General features: G+C 51.0%; 4 protein-coding genes. All 4 read right to left on the bottom strand.

What is annotated here, in order from left to right; translation table 11 throughout:
* Positions 1 to 18 precede the first annotated feature (18 nt).
* Positions 19 to 20,274: a non-ribosomal peptide synthetase gene (locus A7975_RS20425; protein WP_065386306.1), complete on the bottom strand. Its 20,256-nt coding sequence runs from the start codon at positions 20,272 to 20,274 to the stop codon at positions 19 to 21.
* 22 nt (positions 20,275 to 20,296) lie between these two features.
* A complete protein-coding gene (locus A7975_RS20420; RefSeq protein WP_065386305.1) occupies positions 20,297 to 21,073 on the bottom strand; it encodes a thioesterase II family protein in 777 nt (258 codons plus the stop codon).
* A gap of 254 nt (positions 21,074 to 21,327) precedes the next feature.
* A complete protein-coding gene (locus tag A7975_RS20415) occupies positions 21,328 to 22,014 on the bottom strand; it encodes a 4'-phosphopantetheinyl transferase family protein (RefSeq protein WP_065386304.1) in 687 nt (228 codons plus the stop codon).
* Positions 22,015 to 22,018: 4 nt separating this feature from the next.
* Positions 22,019 to 22,600, bottom strand: coding sequence for an RNA polymerase sigma factor (locus A7975_RS20410; protein WP_053375079.1), 582 nt, complete (start codon positions 22,598 to 22,600; stop codon positions 22,019 to 22,021).
* Positions 22,601 to 22,623 lie beyond the last annotated feature (23 nt).

Here is a 22,623-nt window from a genome sequence, read left to right as displayed (position 1 = left end):
GACCGCATTAACTGCAAATTACAACTCAATCGATTCCAAAATGCTATCAAGGTCCTCCAGCGTTAGCTCGCCATCGCCTAGGTCGCTAGGCGTGAGCTCCTGCGTTTCCCTAAGGACGCAATGCTCGATAATTTCGAGCAAACGATTCAACAGCAGGTCGATCAATCCTTCAGCTGTTGCAGCTTCGTATTCCTGTTCGCTGTAATGAAGCTCCAGCTTCAGCTTGCCTTCATACACAAGACCCGTCACGTCGAGCGAGACCGTGCGCTCTGATTCCATGCTGAACGGCAACCCGGAATCATAAGAAGACATGCTCATGCTGCTTCCGTTTTCGGAGTCGCCGCCGAATTGCCCCAAATAATTGAACGAAATTTCCGGTTCCAGCTCAAAGCGTTGGCGCATATCTGACATAAACTTCAAAATGCCGTAACCGAGCCCCTTGTTCGGCACTTTACGAAGCATTTCTTTGGTCAGCTTAATCAGATAACCAAGGTCGCCTGCTTGCTTCGTTTCGAGAATGACTGGGAACTGTGACGTGAACCAGCCTACGGTGCGCGTAATGTCCAGCTTTTCCGTAAACGCTTCGCGTCCATGCCCTTCCAAATTAACCGCAAACGTATCGCCATTGCTCCAATCCTTCAATGCGAGAGCAAGTGCTGCCATCAGCAGATCGTTCATTTCCGTTCGGTAAGCTTCATGGGCGCCCTTCAAAAGCTTGTCGGTAGCCTCCTCGCTAAGCTCTCTGCCAATGCTGCGCATATGCTTCACGCGATTATCGGACGAATGCTTATCCTTAGGCAGCTCAACAATTTCCGTTTGCCCAAGCTTTTCCCAATAGGCAGCTTCGCTTCGCAGCTGCTCGCTGCCAGCATAGCTGGAAAGCTGTTCAGCCCAATACCGGTAAGAATCCGTTTTGTCAGGGAGTACGATAGTCTGGCCTAGCTCTGCCTGCCGGTACGCTTCCTCCAAATCCTCGAATAAGATACGCCATGATACGCCGTCTACCACCAAATGATGGATCGTGATCAATAAATGGTCACCGTCATCCGTAACGAACAGGCCAAGCTTGACAAGCGGCCCATCTGTCAGATTCATGCTGCTCTGAATTTTTGCTGCCGCATGCAATAAGGCTAGTTGAATCTGCTCGTTGGTCTGCCCCCGAAGATCAAATTGCTCCAGCGAGAAATGCTCGCCGCCCGCAGCTTCGTTGCGCTGCTTCACCTTGCCGCTGCTGTCAGCATCAAATCGGAACCGCAGGGCATCGTGGTGCTGTGTCAGCTTGTGGAATACCAGGTGAAGCATGTCAGCGTCAAAGCCTTCTTGCCTGTATATCAGCTCCGTTTGGTTCCAGTAATGCTGATCGGTAAAGCTGTTTTCAAAAAACCAATGCTGAATCGGCGTTAGCGGCACCTCGCCTTCCACTGCAGCCTGTGAAATCGTTCGCTCTATGAGCTTCAAACGTGGACTCAGCTCCGCAATAGTCGGATACCGGAACAAGTCGCGCACTTCAAAACGCAATCCGTGCTTGTTTAGCCTTGCCGCAGCTTGTATCGCTTTAATCGAATCTCCGCCTAACTGGAAGAAGTGATCCCTCGTACCGACCCGTTCAACGCCAAGCAGCTCCTGCCAGATCAAGGCTAGAATCTGTTCTTTGTCACCGACAGGCGCCTGATAATGATCTAATCCGCTGCTTGTACGGTCTGGAGCAGGCAACGCTCGGCGGTCTACCTTGCCGTTAGCCGTCACCGGAAGGCGATCCAGCAGTACGATGAAAGCTGGCAGCATGTAATCTGGAAGCAGCTGCGAGAGTTCATCTCGCAGGGCAGCTGGCTCCAATTCATCATCCGCAGTGACATATGCGCATAAATACTTACCGCTTCCATCGTCGTCCCTAGCCACGACTACCGTTTCCTTCACATGGGCCAACTGCAGCAGTGCTCCCTCGATTTCCCCAAGCTCGATTCGGTAGCCTCGGACCTTAACCTGGTCATCTATTCTTCCGATGTAATCAATTCTGCCGTCAGGGAGAAAACGGGCTGCGTCTCCCGTTCGGTATAAGCGAGCACCTGCCTGATACGCATCCGCCACAAACTTCTCGTCCGTCATTTCCGGCAAGCGGAGGTAACCGCGCGCTAACCCTGCTCCGGCAATACACAACTCGCCAACCGCGCCAATCGGCATCATTTGACCGTCCGCGCCAAGGATACGAATGCTGGTGCCAGAGATCGGACGGCCAATTGTAACTTGGCATCCCGGCTGCAAATCACGTTCGATGGTCGCGACCACGCTGCTTTCCGTAGGGCCGTATTCATTGATCAGCTCGATGCTGTCATTAACGGATTTGCTAAGCGCAATCACCTTATCCGTTACCCGCTCGCCCGCCAGAGTGACCATGCGAAGCGTTGCCGCCTCTTCTGCGCTTAAGCATTCCAGCACACCGGCGTACAAGCTCGGAACGCTGATGAAATGGGTTACGCCATGTTCGACTATGTTATTTTTGATCGCCACAGGATCCTTCGCTTCATCCTCCTCCAGCAGAATGACCGTTGAACCGGAAACGATCGGCGTATAAAAACTCGTAACAAAACCGTCAAAAGCAAAGGAGAACAGCTGCAATACGCGATCGGATCCCGATAAGCCGTACGCTTCCTTCCGCCACCATATATTTCCGGCAATGCTCCGATGCTCGACCATGACACCCTTCGGCTTGCCTGTCGTTCCTGACGTATAAATGATATAAGCAAGATCGCTTGATCGATTGCCTACGCTTAGATTCGATCCGTCAATCGCGTAAAGCGAAGCATCGCACAAATCCAGCCAAACGGCTGACGTTCCATGAGCGGCTGCCTCCATCCATTCAGCTTGCGACAACACGAACTCGGCTTCGCTGTTCTCCAGCATGAAAGCAATGCGCTCTGCCGGATAGGCAGGATCGATAGGCATATAGGCGCCGCCAGCTTTCAATACCGCAAGCATGCCGACGATCATCTCGAATGAACGATTAGCCATTATGCCGACTACCGATTCCGCCTCGACGCCGCGTTCTCTCAGCGTCCGAGCCAATCGGTTGGCTCGTTTGTTCAGCTCCTCGTAGGTCATTTGCTCCGACCCAAGCGATAGCGCAATTTGCTTTGGAACTAGTCCCGCTTGAAGCTCGAATAATCCGTGAAGCGTCTCGGCAGGCGCTTGAATCGATGGCGCCGCATTAAATGCGACTAACATTTGCTCCTTCTCGGCGCTATCCAGCATATCGATCTGCGTAAGCGCAATGCCCGGATTCCGCGTAATTTCGCGCAGCGTTTGAATGAAATGTTTGGACATCCGCTCCATCGTTTCACTGCGGAACAATGAAGTGCCATATTCCCAGCTAAGCGATAATCCGTCTTCTTCCTCAACGGCTGCAAGCGTCAAATCAAACTTCGAAATCTTGTTCTCATAAGCAAACGGCTCAATCGTCATTTGCTCCATTTCCAACACTTCTTGATCCATATTTTGCAAAATAAAGACGGTGTCAAAGAGCGGGTTGCGGCTTAGATCGCGATAAGGCTGCAGCTTCTCAACCATCGATTCAAACGGGTAATCCTGGTTGTCATATGCTTCATAAGCATGCTGCTTCACTTCGTTTAGGAAATGAAGGAACGTCTTGCCGCTTTCCGGCCGATTGCGCATCGGCAGCGTGCTGACGAACATGCCGATCAACCCTTCGGTATCACCATGCGTTCTGCCGGCAATCGGCGTGCCTACGACGATGTCGTTTTGGTTCGTATACTTGGCTAGCAGCACGTTATAGGCAGCTAAGAGGACCATAAATAGCGTCGTACCCGTATCTGAGGCTAGCTCTTTCAGCTCGCGAAGCAGCTGCCCATCCGCCTCGAAATCGTAATAGTCGCCCTCCAAGCTTCGTACGGCAGGTCTCGGGAAGTCGGTTGCCAGCTCGAGCGCCGGTATCTCGCCTGCGAACCGCTCCGTCCAATAGGCCTCCTGCTTGCTCATCACCCCTGCTTCGAACAAGCCATGCTGCCATAGCGCAAAATCTTTATATTGGATCTTCAGCTCCGCCGGCTCCTCGCCGCGATAAAGCTGTGTAAACTCTTGAATGAGCACATTCATGGAAATGCCGTCCGAAACAATATGGTGCATATCAAAGAGCAGCAAATGCTCTTCATCGGAAAGCTTTAAAAGCCCAACGCGCAGCAGCGGCGCTTCGCTTAAATCAAACGGCCTGACAAAAGACTCGATGGACGCAATCGCTTCTGCTTCCTCGCCTTCCATCCATTCCATCTGCAGCGCAGCTGCCTTGTGCACGATCTGTACCGGCTCAGACTCGATTGTTTGGAAAGATGTGCGCAGCGATTCATGACGGTTCACAAGCTGCTGGAACGAGTCTTCAAGCTTGCTGCGGTTAAGGGCGCCTTTCAGGCGCAGCACTCCCGGCATGTTATAGCCAGTCCCCGGCACCTCTAATTGATCCAGCACATACAATCGTTTTTGTGCGGACGATAGCGGGTAGTTTTCTCTTGGCTGTACAGGCTGAAGCGCCAGATCCGCTGACGAAGCGGACATCCTTACAAAATCGGCTATATCCCTAATCGCGACGCTCTCAAAAATAACGCGCAGCGGCACCTCCGCATTAAACGCCCGGTAAAGCTGGGCAACGAGCTGCATCGCTTTGAGCGATTGTCCGCCAATCATGAAGAAATGATCAGCCATGCCAACCCGCTCTAGCTGCAGCAGGTCTTGAACGATTGCCGCCACCTTCTCTTCCAGCTCATCCGCCGGAGCCGCATAATCCAGCCTGCCTAACAGCTCAAGATCAGGTGCGGGAAGCGCCCTCGGATCAAGCTTGCCATTTGGCGTAAGCGGCAGCTGTGATAGCTGAATAAAGTAAGCTGGAACCATATACCCCGGTAATTCCTGCGCCATGCTTGCCCTGACGTCTAGAACGGCAAGCTCGTCATCCGATACGATATACGCGCATAAATATTTCTGCCCGCTATCGTCGTCCCGTGCGATTACGGCTGCTTCTTTGATCATATCCAGCTTCATTAAATGGGCTTCAATCTCGCCAAGCTCGATCCGATATCCGCGGATTTTAACTTGGTTGTCCAATCTTCCGGCAAAATCAATCGTTCCGTCCTCAAGCCAGCGCGCCAAGTCTCCCGTTCGGTATATTCTTTCGCCCGATGCAAATGGACCCGCAACAAACTTGGCGGCCGTCATTTCCGGCTGATTAAAGTAGCCTCTTGCGAGCCCGGCGCCGGCGATACAAAGCTCGCCATAAACGCCAACCGGCTGCAGCTGCATATGCTCATCCACGATATATACGCGAGTGTTCGCGATAGGACGGCCAATCGTGACCTTTTTGCCTGGAAGAAGCCCCTTCTCTGCCGTCGTGATTACGCTGCTCTCCGTTGGACCATATTCGTTAAACAGCGTGAGCTGATCATTGAGCGCTATACTCTTCTCAATCATGCTAACGGGGACATGCTCTCCTCCCAGCGTGACCGCTTTAAGCGATGCGGCTTCCTTCTCGCTTAACATCTCGAGCAGCGCCGCGTATAGACTTGGCACGGTGCTGAAATGCGTAATCTGCTGGCTCGTCATGCAGCCTTTCAAAGCAAGCGGGTCCTTTGCTTCCTCGTCCATTGCGATAACGGAGGTGCCTCCAGCCGCCATAGGAGCAAAGAAGCTGGCTGCGAACGCGTCAAAAGCATAGGAAAGGATTTGCAATACACGGTCGCCGGCACTAAACCGATACTCTTCTGCACGCCAAGCAATCGTATTCACGATGCTGCGATGCTCGATCATTACCCCTTTTGGACGACCGGTCGTTCCGGAAGTATAAATGACGTATGCCAAATGCTCCGGGCTGTTCAATTGCTTAAGATCGGTGTCATCCTCGCTGTAGCAGCTGGAGTCAAGCAAATCGATCGTTTGTCCCCCGTAGAAAATGTCGCTGGCAAGCTCGCCTTGCGTCAGCAGCAGCTCGGAGCCGCTATCCTCCAGCATGTAGCGAATGCGATCCTGCGGGTAGTCCGGGTCAATCGGCACATACGCCGATCCCGATTTTAGAACCGCGAGTATGGCTACGGTCATCTCTATGGAACGATTGGCCAAAATGGCTACAGTTCGATCAGGCCCTGCTCCTTTGGCACGGAGCGTCCGAGCGAGCCGATTCGCTTGGCCGTTCCATTCCTTGTAGGTCAAGCTTGCTTGGCCCGCAATGATTGCAGGAAGCTCGGGCGTCCTCCTTGCCTGCGATTCTACTAATTCATGCAAAAGCTTCGCATCCGTATCATAGACAGTCGCCGTATCGTTGAAAGCATGGATTAAACGATGCTCCTCCTCCCTCGACAGCAGCCTAAGCTCGCTGAGCTTAACATCCGGCTGCTGTACGGCTGAGCGGATCAGCGCAATCAAATGCTTCGACATCCGCTGTGCCGTGCTCGGGCTAAACAGCTTCGAGCTGTATTCGAGCACAAAAGCCAGATCGTCCTGCGTTTCCGTTGCCTCCAGCGTCAGGTCGAACTTCGTCATCGTTTCTTTTGCTTCGAACGGCGAAAGCTTTACATTCTCCAATTGAAATGGCTGCTCATCCGTGTTCTGCAAAATAAACATCGTATTGAACACCGGATTGCGGCTCAAATCTTGTTTAACCTGAAGCTTCTCCACCAGCTGGTCGAACGGATAATGCTGATGCTCATACGCTTGCACCATACGGGCTTTCACGCTTGCCAGTAAATCTCGGAAGGTAAACCCAGCGTTTACCTCTGTTCGCAGCGCCAACGTACCGACAAACATGCCGACGATGCCCTCCAGATTCGCGTGCGAGCGGCCAGCGGTCGCCGTGCCCACGATCAAGTCGGATTGTCCGCTGTATTTGGCAAGAAGCACATTAAATGCCGCGAATAAAACCATGTACAGCGTAGTTCCCGTTTCCGCTGCGAGCCGGTTCAGCTCGTCCCGAAGCGGTATGCCTGAGCCAAAAGCGACGCGCGCCCCTTCGAAGCTCTGCCTTGCTGGGCGCGGGTAGTCCGTCGGCAGCTCCAATACCGGCAGCTCGCCAGATAAGCACTCCAGCCAATAGGCCTCCTGCTCCTTCAAAAAAGCTGCGGTAAATTGTCGGTTCTGCCAAGCGGCAAAATCCTTATAATGAAGCTTCAGCTCCGGCAGCGCTTCCCCGCCGTACAACGCTGCAAACTCGCTCAAAATAATGCCCATCGACACGCCGTCGGACACGATATGATGCACGTCAAAGAGGAATAAATAACGATCCTCTGACAGCTTTACTAGAGCCGCGCGCATGAGCGGCGCTTGTCCCAGATCAAACGGGCGAACGAAATCAGCCGTTAATTGTTCCAGCTCTTCATCCGGTGCATGCAGCGCCTCCGACAATTCGACGTGGAATTCGGCAGCATGATGCACTTGCTGAATCGCTTTGCCATCTTGCATATGGAAGGATGTTCGCAGCGATTCATGGCGTTGAATGAGGGTGCGCAGCGCAGCCTCTACTCTTGCCGGATCGATATGGCCCTCCATGATCATCGCATCCGGCATATTGTAGCTGGTGCCCGTACCTTCGATTTGGTTCAAGATGTACAAACGTTTCTGTACGGACGAGAGCTCGTACGTTTCCTGCCATTCAATCGGCTGGATGGCCATGAACTTGGATGCGGAGCTCTCTTCCGCAGCATCGATGTGCCTGCCCATCATCGCGATTGTCGGCGCCTCGAATATCATTCGCAGGGGCACCGCAATGCCGAATGCTTTATGAATATGCGACACGAGGGTCATAGCTTTAAGCGAATGTCCGCCAATCTGGAAAAAATCATCATTCACGCCGATTCCCGTCGTTCCAAGAACAAGCTCCATCACCTCAGCAAGCCGCTTCTCGGCTGGTGTGGACGGCGCAGCATATTCTGCCGATTTAAGCTGGCTTCCGGCTAGCTCCGGCAACGCCTTTCGGTCGATTTTCCCGTTTGGAGTCAGCGGCATTTGCTCAAGCAGCACAACTTGAGAAGGCACCATATATACCGGCAGCTCCCCGATTAAATGGGCCTGAATCTCATTAAGCTTTGGCTCGCTCGTACTTACGATATAAGCGCATAAATACTTTTGCTTATAAGCATCCTCATGAGCCATTACGATAGCCTCGCGAATGTCCGGATGCTTAAGCAAGCAAGCTTCTATCTCGCCGAGTTCGATTCTGTATCCGCGTACTTTCACCTGGTGGTCATCGCGGCCAAGGAACATGAGGTTGCCGCCTTGCATCCAAGTCGCTAGGTCGCCTGTCCGGTACAGCCGATCTCCAGATATGAACGGATTTGCAACAAACTTCTCTGCCGTCAGATCCTCTCGTCCAAAATAACCGCGCGCCACACCGGCGCCGCCGATATAAAGCTCGCCCGCTACGCCTACCGGCAGAAGCTTCATTGCAGAATCAAGCACGTAATAGGACATGTTCGGCAGCGGCTTGCCAATAGGAGTATTGCCTGCTGCCGGCAGCTCGCTTATCGACGCCTCGTAGTAGCTTGAATCGATACTAGCTTCCGTTACGCCGTAGCTGTTAATGATGCGCATCTGAGTGCCGAAACGGCTTAGCAGCTTATGGAATTCGACAATAGGACAGCTGTCTGCCCCCAAAATCAGCAGCTTGAGAAAGCTCACGTCTAAGCCATTCTCGTAAATATGCTGCATCAGCGGTGCGATCAAAGACGGCGTCGATTCAAAAATATTGATCTTATGCTTAAGCATCAGCTCATATAAAGATGCTGGGTCTAGCTTCACATCGTTTGGACAAATGATAAGCTCGCCGCCACTCAGCAAAGCGCGTGCCATATCTCCCGCGAATACATCAAATGAGAAGCTTGCCATTTGCAGAAGCTTTACCGGGAACTGCTCCAGCTCATATTTTTCCTTCCAAGCCAAAGCGACGTTCATATATTGACGATGCTCGATCATTACGCCCTTTGGCTTGCCTGTTGTTCCGGACGTATAAATGATATAAGCCAAGTGATGCGGAGCCGACCAGCTGATCGGTTCCGAACCGTCTCCTCCCGCTTCCTCGATTTCCTCCATGACGAGGATATTGCCCGTCAATTCGGCTGATTCCAGCTGGCCACGCTGCGTAATCACAACCGACGCTTGGCTGTCCTGAAGCAGATAGGCAATCCGCTCCTTCGGATATTCCGAATCGATCGGAAGGTAAGCTGCCCCGGCCTTCATCACACCCAGCGCCGCGACGATCATATCGACAGATCGGTCGACCATAACGCCAACGATGCTCTCCGGTGCCACACCTTTGCCGCGAAGCGCATGTGCAACTCGATTCGCTCGCGTATCCAGCTCTAGATACGTAAGCGAAATCCCGCCTGCCGTAACGGCTGGATGCTCTGGCGTTTGCTCTGCTTGCAGCGCAAACAGCTCATGGAAGGTTAATTGAGTCTGATAATCCCGCTGCGTATCATTAAATTCCGCCAGCAATTGCCGTTTCTCTTCGGCTGATAAGTAATCAATCTCCTCAATCCGAAGCTGCGGATCTGCAGCTGCAGCCTTCACGATCGCCATATAATGCAAGGCGGCACGCTCGATTGTTTCCCGCTTGAACAGCTTGGTGCTGTATTCCCATTCCAAGTGAAGCGCGTTTGACATCTCAACCGCATCCAGCGATAAATCGAACTTGGAGGTTGGATTATCCATTCCATAAGGAACGAAGGTCAGCTCATTCACGACGAGCGCTTCCGTATCGCTCATTTGGTGGCTGAACATCGTGTCAAACAGCGGGTTGCGGCTGAAATCACGCTGCAGCTGCAGCTTATCGACAAGCTCCTCGAATGGATATTCCTGATTCTCGAACGCTTCGAGGGTTGCGCCTTTCACTTGGTCAAGCAGCTCCAAAAATGACATGCCCGGTGCAAGTTTGCTGCGGATTGCCAACGTATTAACGAACATGCCTGCCAAATTTAGCACTTCAACATGTGTCCTGCCTGCAACCGGCGTGCCGATAACGATATCCTGTTGGCCGGAATATTTGCTTAACAGGACATAATATGCCGTAAGCAATAGCATGTACATCGTCGTACCCGTGTCCTGCGCAATGCTTCGAAGCTCTTCTAAAAGCTCTTCCCCGGCTTCAAAAACGAATCGATCGCCCTCGAAGCTTTGGACTGGCGGCCTTGCATAATCTGTTGGAAGCTGCAAGACAGGTAGCTCGCCATCCGCAAACTGGTTTAACCAGTAATCTTCCTGACGCTCCATCGCATCCGAAGAATGCCTCTCCTGCTGCCAAACGGCGAAATCCTTATACTGCACCTTCAGCTCTGGAAGCTGAGCGCCGCTGTAGAGCTTCATGAATTCATCGACCAAGAGGCGAATGGACTCTCCGTCAGAGACGATATGATGCATGTCAATAAGCAAGATATGCTGCAATTCCGACAGCTTCAGCAGCTCTACACGCAAGAGCGGCGGCTCGTCTAGATGAAAGGGCCGCACAAATTGCTGAACGATTTCATTCACTTCATGCTCCTCCACTGCTCTTACAGGCATCTCCAGCTCAATATGGCCGTGAACCTTCTGGAACGGTTCGCCATCCACCGAATGGAAGGAGGTTCGCAATATTTCATGCCTGCGAACGATGCTGCGGAATGCCTCCAGCCATTTGGCATGGTCAAGCGGGCCTTCGATCCGCAGAGCGTCGGACATATGATAGCTGGTGCTGCCGCCTTCCTCGAATTGACTAAGAATGTATAGACGCTTCTGTTCAGAAGACAACGGATATAAGGACATGTGCCGCGCAATCGGAATGGCGCGGTCTTGCGCACTCCTTGCTGCGCCATGTGCTTTCAAAGCTTGGGCAAGCCCCTCAATCGTCGGTGAAGCAAACAGCTCCCGAAGCGGAATATCCGTGCCGAATCTGCTAGATACATGCGAGAGCATAACCATCGCCTTCAGCGAATGACCTCCAAGCTCGAAGAAATGATCCATTACGCCGATCCGGTCGACGCCAAGCACATCCTCCCAAATCTCGGAAAGCATCCGCTCATCCTCATTGCTCGGTGCTTTATATTCAGCCAAGAGCAAGTCGCCGCTAGGCGCAGGCAGCGCTTTGCGGTCTACTTTCCCGTTCGGCGTAAGCGGAAATACATCCATTGGGACAAAATAAGACGGAACCATGTAGCCAGGCAATGCCGACGCTATAAGCTCTTTAAGCTCAGCCGGCTCCAGAATTCGATCTGCGGTAAAATAAGCGCAAAGGTATTTCTGGTTGCGAGAATCGCTGCGGTCCATAACGAGAACCTGCTTGATTGCTTCATGCTCCAGCAGCTGTACCTCGATTTCACCGCATTCAATCCTATGTCCGCGTATTTTCACCTGATGGTCAATCCGTCCTCTATATTCCAAGCTTCCGTCCGGAAGCCATCTAGCCAAGTCGCCTGTTCGATACAGCCGCGCAGCGAACTCTGTATGGAATGGATCTTTCATAAATGCCTTATCCGTTCTGGCTGGATCATTCAAATAACCGCGTCCAACTCCGATACCTGAAACGCATAGCTCTCCCACCACGCCAATTGGCAGCAGATTCATATGCGGATCCGTAATGTATACCCGCATATTGCGTACAGGCTTGCCGATTGGCATAACGTCTGATTCAGGCGCCCTATCCAAAATATGCAGCGTAACATCATCAGCCGCTTCAGTTGGACCATAAGCGTTGACCAGCTTAATATGCGGATACCGCTCAAACCATTGTCTGGCTGTTTGCGCTTTGACCGCTTCACCCGTAATGATCAAATGCTCCAACGCGGGCAGCTTTTCATCCAAATCCATCTCAAGCAGTGCCGACATAAAGGAGACGACAACTTCCAGCACCGTTACGCCGTCTTTCGCAATCGCTGAGATGAACGATTTAGGCGTAGAAATTAATTCATCCGGATAGATGACCGTTTTTCCGCCAATAGTGAGCGCCGTAACGAACTGCCACACGGAGATATCGAAGCAATGCGGTGCATTTTGCGCCATGACGCAGCTTTCCTTCATTTTCAGCTCTTCGATCATCGCTTCAATATGGTTAAGCATGCCCGCGTGCTCCAGCATGGCTCCTTTGGGCTTGCCCGTTGAGCCGGAGGTGTATAACACATATGCCAGCTGCTCGGGTTTAACTTCAAGCGCTACGTTGCTGCTTGGAAACGAATCAAGCGAGTCCATAATTACATCTAGGCTAATTAACTCAGCTCCCGGCAAAACAGACTTAACCTCATCGCTGCAAAATAACGACTCGGTTAAAACAATTTCAGCTTGCGAGCCGAGGATCATATCTGCAATCCGCTGCAGCGGATATGCAGGATCTACCGGCACATAAGCCCCGCCTGCTTTCCAAATTGCCAATATACATTCGACCATTCTTGGCTTGCGGTCCATAAAGATAGCAACGCGGTCGTCACGGCCTATGCCCTTCTCCATCAGAAGCCGTGCGAGCTGGTTCGCTCGCTGATTCAGCTCAGAGTAGGTCAGCCTTTCCTCGCCGAAGCTGACAGCAATACGGTCTGGAACACGCTGCGCCTGCTCCTCGAACAAGGATATAGCCGTTGCGCCTTGACGAGAGGGCATCGCCGTAAAATTGAATAGGTGAATGATTTGCTCTTTCTCCCCATCCGTCAATAAAGGCACTAGAGCAAGCTGAATATCAGGCTGCATAGCTACTGCTTCAAGGATTTGAGAAAAATGGCCAGCAAATCGTCTTGCCGTTGCTTCCCTGAACAGCCTCGTGCAATATTCAACCGTAAACGCGATTTTGCCATCCTTTTCGAGGGCTTCCACCGAAATGTCGAATTTGGATATTTTCTCTTCGACGGTCAAGGTTTGGAACGTCACGCCGTCCATCGCAAGCTCCACCGTTTCCACATTATTAAGACTGAACATCGTATCAAAGATCGGATTCCGGCTTAAATCCCTCCGTATAGCAAGCTTGTCGAGCATCTCCTCGAACGGATAATTTTGATGCTCGAAAGCCGCTAGCGCGCTATCCTTCACTTGCTGCAAATATCGATTGAAGGTCTGCTCCGCGCTTGGATAGCTGCGGATGGCGAGCGTATTGACGAACATGCCAATCATATCGTTCACATCTGCATGCGTCCGGTTCGCAACAGGCGTCCCGACGATAACGTCTTCCGACCCGCTGTATTTGAACAAAAGCACCTTGTAGGCGGCAAGCAGCAGCATGTACATGGTCGTTCCGCTTGCTGCGGCCAATTGCGTCAGTCTTTCAGTTAGGGCAGCATCAATCTCGAAGGAAAAGCTTTCCCCTTCAAAGCTTTGCACCGGAGGGCGCGTGTAATCGCATGGCAATTCCAATACAGGCAGCTCCCCGGAAAGCGCGTGAAGCCAGTACTGCTCCTGGCTGCGGTAGTCTTCGGAATCGATCCAGCTTTGCTGCCAAACCGCATAATCTTTATATTGCAGGCGAGGAGCCGGGAGCTCTTCCGCGGCGTATCCCCGAATCAGCTCGTCAATGATGACGGCAACCGAAACGCCATCGGAAATAATGTGGTGCATATCAACTAGCAGCAAATGCTGATCCTCGGATAGCGCCGCCAGGCACACTCGCAGAAGTGTAGGCTCGCTTAAATCGAAAGGACGAATGAATTGCTGGACGGTTTGCGGGATGTCTGCTTCATCCGCGCTGATATAATGAATGGCGAAATGGGCGTCCTCATGGATACGCTGCACGGGATTTCCGTTTTCAAGCCGGAATGAAGTACGCAGCGATTCATGCCTCCGAACGGTTTGGGCAAAAGCTTGCTCCAGCCGCACATGATTCAGCTGTCCCGTAATCCGTATAGCGGCAGGCAAATTATAGGCTGTTCCTGCTTGAGCGCCTTCCAGCCGGTCCAATACGAACAGCCTTTTCTGGGCGGATGAGAGCGGATATTCATCCTGAACAGGAGCCGTCTCTACTCGGCTATGAACGGTCAGCCTGTGTGCTCCTGACGGCTTTTCAATTTGTACCGCCTCATCAATGAGGGCTGAAATTTCAGCAATCGTTGGCTGCTTAAAGATCATGCGCAGCGGAATCTTCACATGAAAGGCTGCCAAAATACGTGCCGCCAGCATAGCGGCGCTGAGCGAATGACCGCCGCTGTGGAAGAAATCGTCCTGAACGCCAATGGTTTCTGCTCCAAGAAGCTCCTTCCAAATCTCGACCATCGCCGCTTCCGTCGGCGTGCGCGGTTCCAATTGAACGGCTGCAGCAATCGACCTCTGCGGCGCAGGCAGCGCTCCGCGATCCAGCTTGCCATTGCTCGTCAACGGCATCCGCTCAAGCTCAACGAAAAACGACGGAATCATATAGGACGGCAAATGCTCGGACAGATACTTGCGTATTTCTTGATCATTAATCCGGTACTCCGTTATATAGTAAGCGACTAATATTTTCTGGTTGTGCGCATCGGTTGAGACGACCACTGCCGCTTCCCTAACATTAGGCACCTGCAAGATTGCCGATTCAATTTCGCCAAGCTCGATGCGGTAACCGCGTATTTTCACCTGATGGTCGATACGGCCAAGGTATTCCATTTCCCCGTTTGGCATCATCCGGGCTAGATCACCGGAACGGTAAATTCTCTCGCCGGGCACATGCGGGTTCATTATAAAACGCTCAGCCGTCAGCTCCTCGCGGTTCAAATACCCAAGCGCTACGCCATCGCCGCCGATGTACAGCTCACCGACTACGCCGACCGGGGCCAGTTGCTTGTTCTTATCCAAAATATAAGCGGCAAGCGTAGCAATCGGCTTCCCGATATTGCTTATATTAGCGGCTATTTCCGCATCTCCGATTTCCTTGAACGTCACATGCACGGTCGTTTCTGTAATGCCGTACATGTTAATCAGCCGCGTATTCGGATATTTCTCGCGCCATGGCTGCAGCATCGCGGGGCTTAACGCCTCGCCGCCGAAGATAACGTACCGGATACAAAGCTCTTGGTCCGCCCGCTTCAGCTCATCGTGAATGAGCGCATAAAAAGCCGTTGGCGTCTGATTCAAAACGGTTACCCGCTCCTTGCGAAGCAGTTCGGCGAACTCCGCCGAATTTTGCGCCACATGCTTAGGCACGATTACGGTTTTGCCTCCGAACAATAGCGCACCGTACATTTCCCATACCGAGAAGTCAAAGCAGTACGAATGGAACAACGTCCATACATCCGACTCGCCAAATTCGAATTGAAGCCGATCATGCGCAAGCAAACGTACGACGTTGCGGTGCGTGATCATTACGCCTTTAGGCAGACCCGTCGTACCCGACGTATAAATAATATATAGAAGGTCATCCGGCTCATTAATAAGCGGGAGGTTGCTCGTCTCTTCCCCGTAGCACGCTTCATCCTGCATATCAATAGCAATTCCGTTATAAGCTTCTATCTTCTTTAAGTGAGCGGGTTCCGTCAGTAGCACCAATGCTCCGCTATCCTGAAGCGTAAAGGCTATCCGGTCGGCAGGATATGCCGGATCAATCGGCACATAGGCGCCGCCCGCTTTGATTATCGCGAGCAAACCAATTATCATCTTCTCTGACCGTTCAACTAAGATCGCCACTAAGCTGTTCCGCGACACTCCCCTTTCGCGCAGCGTGCGCGCAAGCCTATTAGCCTGCGCATTCAGCTCGCGATAGGTCAGCGCTTGTCCCTCGTATGCAACCGCAATATGGTCAGGCGTTTTTGCAGCTTGTTCCTCAAACAATGCGACGATAGTAGCCGTTTGCGGATAATCTGCTTTTGCCGAATGTAGGCCATAAAGCAATAAGTGCTTCTCCTCGCTGCTGATGATGGACGTGCTGCCCAGAGTGGTTTCAGGTGCAGAGGTTACGGCGGCAAGCAAATTCAGATAGTGGACTGACAGTCTGTCCATCGTTTCCTGCTTAAACAAATCACGGCAGTATTGCAGCTTAAAGCGAATATGGTCAGCCTGCTCGGAAGCCTCCAGCAGCAAGTCGAATTTAGCAATATCCTCATCCAGCTCGTTCACCTTTAGCTGCAGTCCGCCGATTTCCATCTCGACGATATCGTTATTCATATGTACGAACATCGCATCAAACAGCGGGTTGCGGCTGCTGTCGCGCCCTAGCGCAAGCTTCTCCACAAGAGCGTCAAACGGATAGTTCTGATGCTCGTATGCCTCGAACAGCGTCCCCTTCAACTCCTGTAAAAATTGCAGAAACGTTTTATTCTCCTCCGGAAACGAACGGATGCTAAGCGTGTTTACGAACATGCCGAATACTTGTTCAACCTCGGCCACCGACCGTCCCGCAATCGGTGTTCCTACAATTAGATCCTCTTGCCACGTATACTTGAACAACAGCGCTTGATATGCGGCGAACATCACCATAAAAGGAGTCGTTCCCGTGTCCGCTGCTAGCTTGCGAATCGCATCAGTCAGCGCTGCATCGGCGTGAAACCAATTTCGGGCACCGGCAAAGCTTTGTACCGATGGCCTTGGATAATCAGTTGGCATTGCAAGCACCGGCAGCTCGCCTGACAGCTGCTGCAGCCAGTAGCGCTCGTCGCTCTGCGTTGCTTCGCTGCGCAGCTTACGATTTTGCCAAGCCGAGAAATCTTTATACTGGATTTCTAGCGCCGGCAGGCGAGCTCCGCTATAATAAGCTCCAAATTGCTGCAGGAACAGCTGAACGGATACGCCATCCGAAATAATGTGATGCATATCCACAAATAAAGCATGCAGCTTCTCGCCAAGCCTCACCAATAGGACACGCAGCAGCGGCGCATCGTATAAATCAAAGGGGCGAATGAACTCACGCGCAACCAGAGGCAATTGCTCTACGGAAGCGTCTAACATCGGCACTTCCAAATCGAGCTGCGCCAATACCCTCTGGAGCGGAACCCCATCCATCACGACAAAGGAGGTGCGCAGCGCTTCATGCCTCTGAACGAGCATGTTAAGCGAATGCCTAACGCGGTCGGCATCCAAAGGCCCCTCGATGGTGAGCATGCCGGGCAAGTTATAGGCTGTGCTTTCTTCCTCCATCAATTGGAGCAAAAACATGCGCTTCTGCGCAGAGGATACCTCGTAGTACTCTTGTTCCTGGATAGGCACAATCGTCTGTGGCCGAGCCCCTTGCTGCTGCAAATAACGGGATAGCCTGAGCGCTAGACCCTCAATCGTCGGTGCCTCAAACAATTCGCGCAAAGGCAGCTCAACATGGCGCTGCTTATAAAGATTAGCCATGATGACCATAGCCTTCAAAGAATCGCCGCCAAGCTCAAAAAAATTGTCGCGTATGCCGATTCGTTCAATGCCAAGCACCGATTGCCAAATATTCGCAAGCTGCAGCTCGGCGTCGCTCCTCGGAGCGGTATATTCAGCAGCGGTACCGCCAAGCTCTGCGGCTGGCTCCGGCAATGCCCGGCGATCTATTTTGCCATTGGCTGTAAGCGGGAAAGCTTCCAACTGCACGAAGTAAGAAGGAACCATATAACTCGGCAGCAATGACGAAATAAATGCTCTTAGCTCCGCAGATGCAAGCTCCCACATTCCTGTAAAATACGCACATAAATATTTGCTGCCATTCGAATCGCTGCGATCCAGCACCAGCACTTCTTTGATCGCTTCATGCTGCTGGAGGCGAGCCTCGATGTCGCCGCATTCGATCCGGTGGCCGCGGATTTTTACTTGGTGGTCGATCCGCCCCATATACGCCAGGCTTCCATCAGGGAGCCATCTTGCCAGATCACCCGTACGATACAGCCTCACGCTAGAACCGCTGCGAAACGGATCGTTAAGAAACACCTTCGCCGTTCTCTCCGCATCGTTCAAATAACCGCGTCCAACGCCAATTCCTGAGACACATAGCTCGCCGATTACGCCGATTGGCAGCAGGTTCATTTGCCCGTCAACAACATAGACCTTAAGATTGCGGACAGGCTTGCCGATTGGCATAACATCCCCTTCCGGCGCTTGCTCCATAATATGAAGGGTAATATCGTCACAAGCCTCAGTAGGCCCATAGGCATTAATCAGCTTCACATGAGGATAGCGCTCAAACCAAAGCCGGGCGAGGTCTGCCTTCGCCGCTTCACCGGTAACGAGCAAATTGCCTAGAGCAGCCAAGGAAACGTCCAGCTCCATTTCAAGCAAAGCAGACAGGAAGGATACAACAACTTCAAGCACCGTAACGCCATCCTGCTCGATCTCCGCAATGAACGCTCTCGGGTTCAAAATCAGCTCATTCGGATATATGACCGTAGTCCCTCCGAGCGTAAGCGCCGCTGCGAACTGCCATACGGAGATATCGAAGCAATGCGGAGCGTTCTGAGCCATTATGCAGGCCACATCCATCTTTAGCTCTTCCACCATCGCTTCTATATGGTTGAGCATGCCGGCATGCTCAAGCATCGCCCCTTTTGGTTTCCCGGTTGAACCGGACGTATAGATCACGTATGCCAGCTGCTCCGGGATGATCGCTATATCCAAATTCGAGCTATCCCGTGCCAAAAGCTCCGACGAGCGTTCATCCAGCAATAAAAAATCGGTATCAGGAAGCTGCTTTTGCAGCTCATGGCTAACCAAAAACGATTCTGTCAAAACGCAGCTTGCTCCCGAATCCGAGATCATGTCCCTAATTCGTTGATTCGGATAGTCGGGGTCGACGGGGACATACGCGCCGCCGGCTTTCCATATCGCCAAAATGCATTCCAGCATGAGAGGCTTGCGATCCATCAAAATGGCTACCCGCCCCTCGCGGCTGACGCCTTTGTCGACAAGCAGCCGAGCAAGCCGGTTAACTCGTTCATTCAATTCATGATAAGTGAGCGTGTTGTCTCCGAACTTGACTGCCGTCTTTGCCGGAAGCCGCTTGACTTGCATCTCAAATAACGCGATCGCTGTTAAACCCGGAGCTGATAAAGCATCGGTATCGTTAAATTGCTCTAAAATTAGCTGTCTATCTTCAGGCGGGCAAATATCCAATTCACACAGTGATTTACTAGGATTTAACACCGCATCACGGAGCAAACAAACCAAATGCCTGCTAATATTTTGGATTTCTTCATGCGTGAACATTTCTGTACGATAATCAAATACCATTTGCAGCTCGCCGGTGTCCCATCGATCCTTGACCGATACGAACATGTCATTCAGCTCATGCCCGCAAAAGAGCTGCTCGGCTACGTAGCTGATCCCGTCCTTTTCCTGCCAGCCCATTACGATGTATTCAAGCGTTAGGCCAAATAACGAGCTTACATCGGGTTTGCGAGCTTTTATATCGCTCAAGATCATGTTATACGGATATTTCTGATGCCGAAGCACGCCAGTTTGTTCCTTTAGAACGAAACGCGCGAAGGTGAGAAAATCCATCTCAGGCGTCATTTGGACCCGAACCGGCGTCGTGCTGACGAACATTCCCGGAAGCGCTTTTTCCTTTGCACTCGTACGATTAGCGAAGAAAGTGCCCAGAACCAAATCCTCGTGTCCCGTGATGCGGTAGCAGTATGTATACAGTACAGATAAAAACAAGGTTAATATACTCAAGTTATTCGCCTGGCAAAACGCTCGAATTTGCCGTTCAAGCACCTGTGGTATAACGATGATTTCCCGCTCAGCCTCCGTGCGAATGCTATAGCTGTCCGCTGGCTTCAAAGATATAAATTCCGGCAGCGTAGAAAATTTGTTATCCCAAAATTGCTTGTCCTTCAACCAGCGATCCGATTGCTTATATTCCGTATCGCTTGGAATATATGCCAGATAGGAAGGACGAGATTCCTCGCAAATTGCCCTTCCCTTAACGAGATCAAGATAAATATCGATAATTTCGCTTATCGTAATGACCATGCCGTTGCCGTCAGACAAAATATGATTCATTTTGATGAGAAAGCTGCCTGCATACTCGCCCGTCTTGGTAATGGCAAAGAAATAAAGATTCGCGTCAAAAAAGGGCATAGGCAATCGCATTAGATCGCTGGCCCATTGCTCCAGCTCTTCTTTTTCCCGATTGGAAAAATCAATGATCTCCACTTCAAAAGGCTTATATTCAGACACATACTGAGCCGGCTCGCTGCCGGGATCGTTGATCATGCGCAGTCTCATCGTGTCATGAAGCCGTACATAGTGGTTGAGCGCCTGTTTCATGAGTTCAGCATCATACGGCTGCTCCGTTTTGAAGCTAATATTTCCTCCAATGTTTGAGATGCTTGTACCCGGGTAGAACCTCTCTGTGTACCAAATTCTTTTTTGAGCCTCTGTTAACGGATATGCTGATTCCGTATACATCTTATTCCCCTCCATATCATGCCTATCTCACTGATACGCTCTGTAAGGCTTTGGCAGTCTGAAGCATGCTGCCGACATCTTGTGCCAGCTTTTGCTGCTCGTTATGCAGAAAAAAATGATCCCCTTCGAACATCTTCAAATCAGCATGGTAGCTTGTATGTTCCTTCCAAGCGGCAAGCGATTCCATGCTGACAGCGTGATCGTCCAACCCGCCATATGCGGTAATCGGGCAGTGGATGGGCATATCCACCGAATACGTATACGTTTCACAAACCTCAAAATCTGCTCTAAGCCGCGGCAGCAGCAGGTCCATTAACTCATTATTTTGCAGCACGGCATCCGGAGTGCCATTTAATTGTCTTAATTCATTTTTAAGTTCGTCATCTGGGAGCAGGTGAAGCTTCCTATATCGATGTGTGAGATGCGGAGCGGATCGGCCTGAAACGAATAGGTGGTCGGGGATTCTCTTATATTTTCTAGTTAATTGGCGAGCGGTTTCGAAAGCGATCAACGCCCCCATGCTGTGGCCAAAAAAAGCAAACGGCATCGCAAGCAAAGGCTGAATCTCTTCAGCTATCGCATTTACAATCTGAGCTAGTGAATGGATCGGAGACTCTAGCCCTCTGCTCTCTCTTCCGGGCAGTTGAACGGCGCAAACCTCGATATTTTTCGGAAAATGCTTTTGCCATTCGCGGTATATACTTGCGCCGCCACCTGCATAAGGGAAACAAAATAATCGCAAATTGGCGTGTGAGTTGATATTTGCAGGAACAAACCAAGAATGAAGCTTGCTTGTCATTATTCCACCTCTTATTCGTTTATTATTAGGATAATAATGATTGAAAAAAATCATTTAGAGGTCGAATCGCCATTATCAACCGCTTTTAATTAACAGTTATTCCATCACCATCCTTATTTTAATAATCAACCACGAACATTATATTTCTAATTTACATGAAATATGTCATCCTAATATTAGCGTCAAGATAATTTTTTAATAAGATAAAACCCATAATAAAGAAAATAATTACAATAATTATACATTTAGTGTCACTATCCGATTTGTAGCATGGAGTTGAGCTCCACCATCATAACTTGCTTGGGGAAATAGCCTCTCTTACTGCAAACGGCCAGCTTATAAGCAGCATCGATAACATACTGTTTGAGCTGAAAGTCACTTAATTTGTCTTCCATGATGAGCTGAGAGGATGATCCGTTCTTTCTTACCGTAAACGAGTGTAATGGGATCGAAAGCCCCCTGCCATCAGCTTTAATGAAGCTTTCCTTCATCGTCCATAATTCATAAAAATGGGCAAGCCGCTGCTCCAACGGGTTAGACATAAGCTCCGCGCGCTCCTGTTTCGAAAAATAGGGCAGAGCGATTTGAATATCGATTGGTTTAATCCTCTCCACGTCAATCCCGACCGGCAATACGTCAATGGCGCATACGATCCAATCCCCTGAATGTGAAACATTAAAGCAGATCAGTTCTTTCCTATCCACCAGATGAGGTTTTCCGTAAGGGTCAACTTCAAAGCGAATGTCATTAACGGACTGTCCGATACGATTTGCAATAACCTCTCTTGCCAGCCTATCGCCAACTAAGCTTCGAGCAGCATCTTCATATTTTAGAAATCGCTGCACCTTTGTTTGCCTTTCTATGGATGATTCCGTCAACAAGCGATGAAACGTTGTCCTGCTCAATCTCTCTTTCATGTGGAGAGCAAAAATTTGAAGCATTCATTCAAGCCTCCATTTGCGTATTTTTAACCGGCTCATCATTCATGATGGCCTGTGTCCAGCAGTCGATACGATAGTCCGGCATCATCTTGCGATTAAACCGGTCGCTGTATGGAATTTGGGTAATTCGCAGCGATAATTTGGATCGATGCAGTGCCATTCTGACAGATGCGACCGAGCATTGCAGTTCGTCGGCGATATTTTGATACGAATAATGAAACACCTCGGACAGCAGCAGCATCGCAACCTCTCGCTCCGCCAAATGCTCGGATACCCATTCTACGAGCCCTCTTACCGCCGCGTAATTCAGATCGGTATACGTCAGCTCGGCAGCCGCTTCTATGGAAACCATCGTTTTGCTGCGCCTGCGCAGTTGATCGATCCAAAGATTGCGTGCAATCTTGTTCAGCAGCGTCAACGGGTGCTGAAAGGCACCGACCTTCCGGTAATATTGGTAAGCCTTCATCCATACATCCTGCGCCAGGTCATCCGCATCCCATTTGCAGCTAGCCAGATAAAGACAATGATTATGAACCTTCTTCATATGCGGTTCAATAAATCGTGCAAATTCATCCGAATGATCCATTCGGCATTCCTCCTACGGCCTAT

The sequence above is a fragment of the Bacillus sp. FJAT-26390 genome, from assembly GCF_001682865.1.
GTDB lineage: Bacteria > Bacillota > Bacilli > Paenibacillales > Paenibacillaceae > Pristimantibacillus.
The sequence above is the reverse complement of the archived record's forward strand: the minus strand, read 5'-3'. Positions and strand labels throughout refer to the sequence as shown.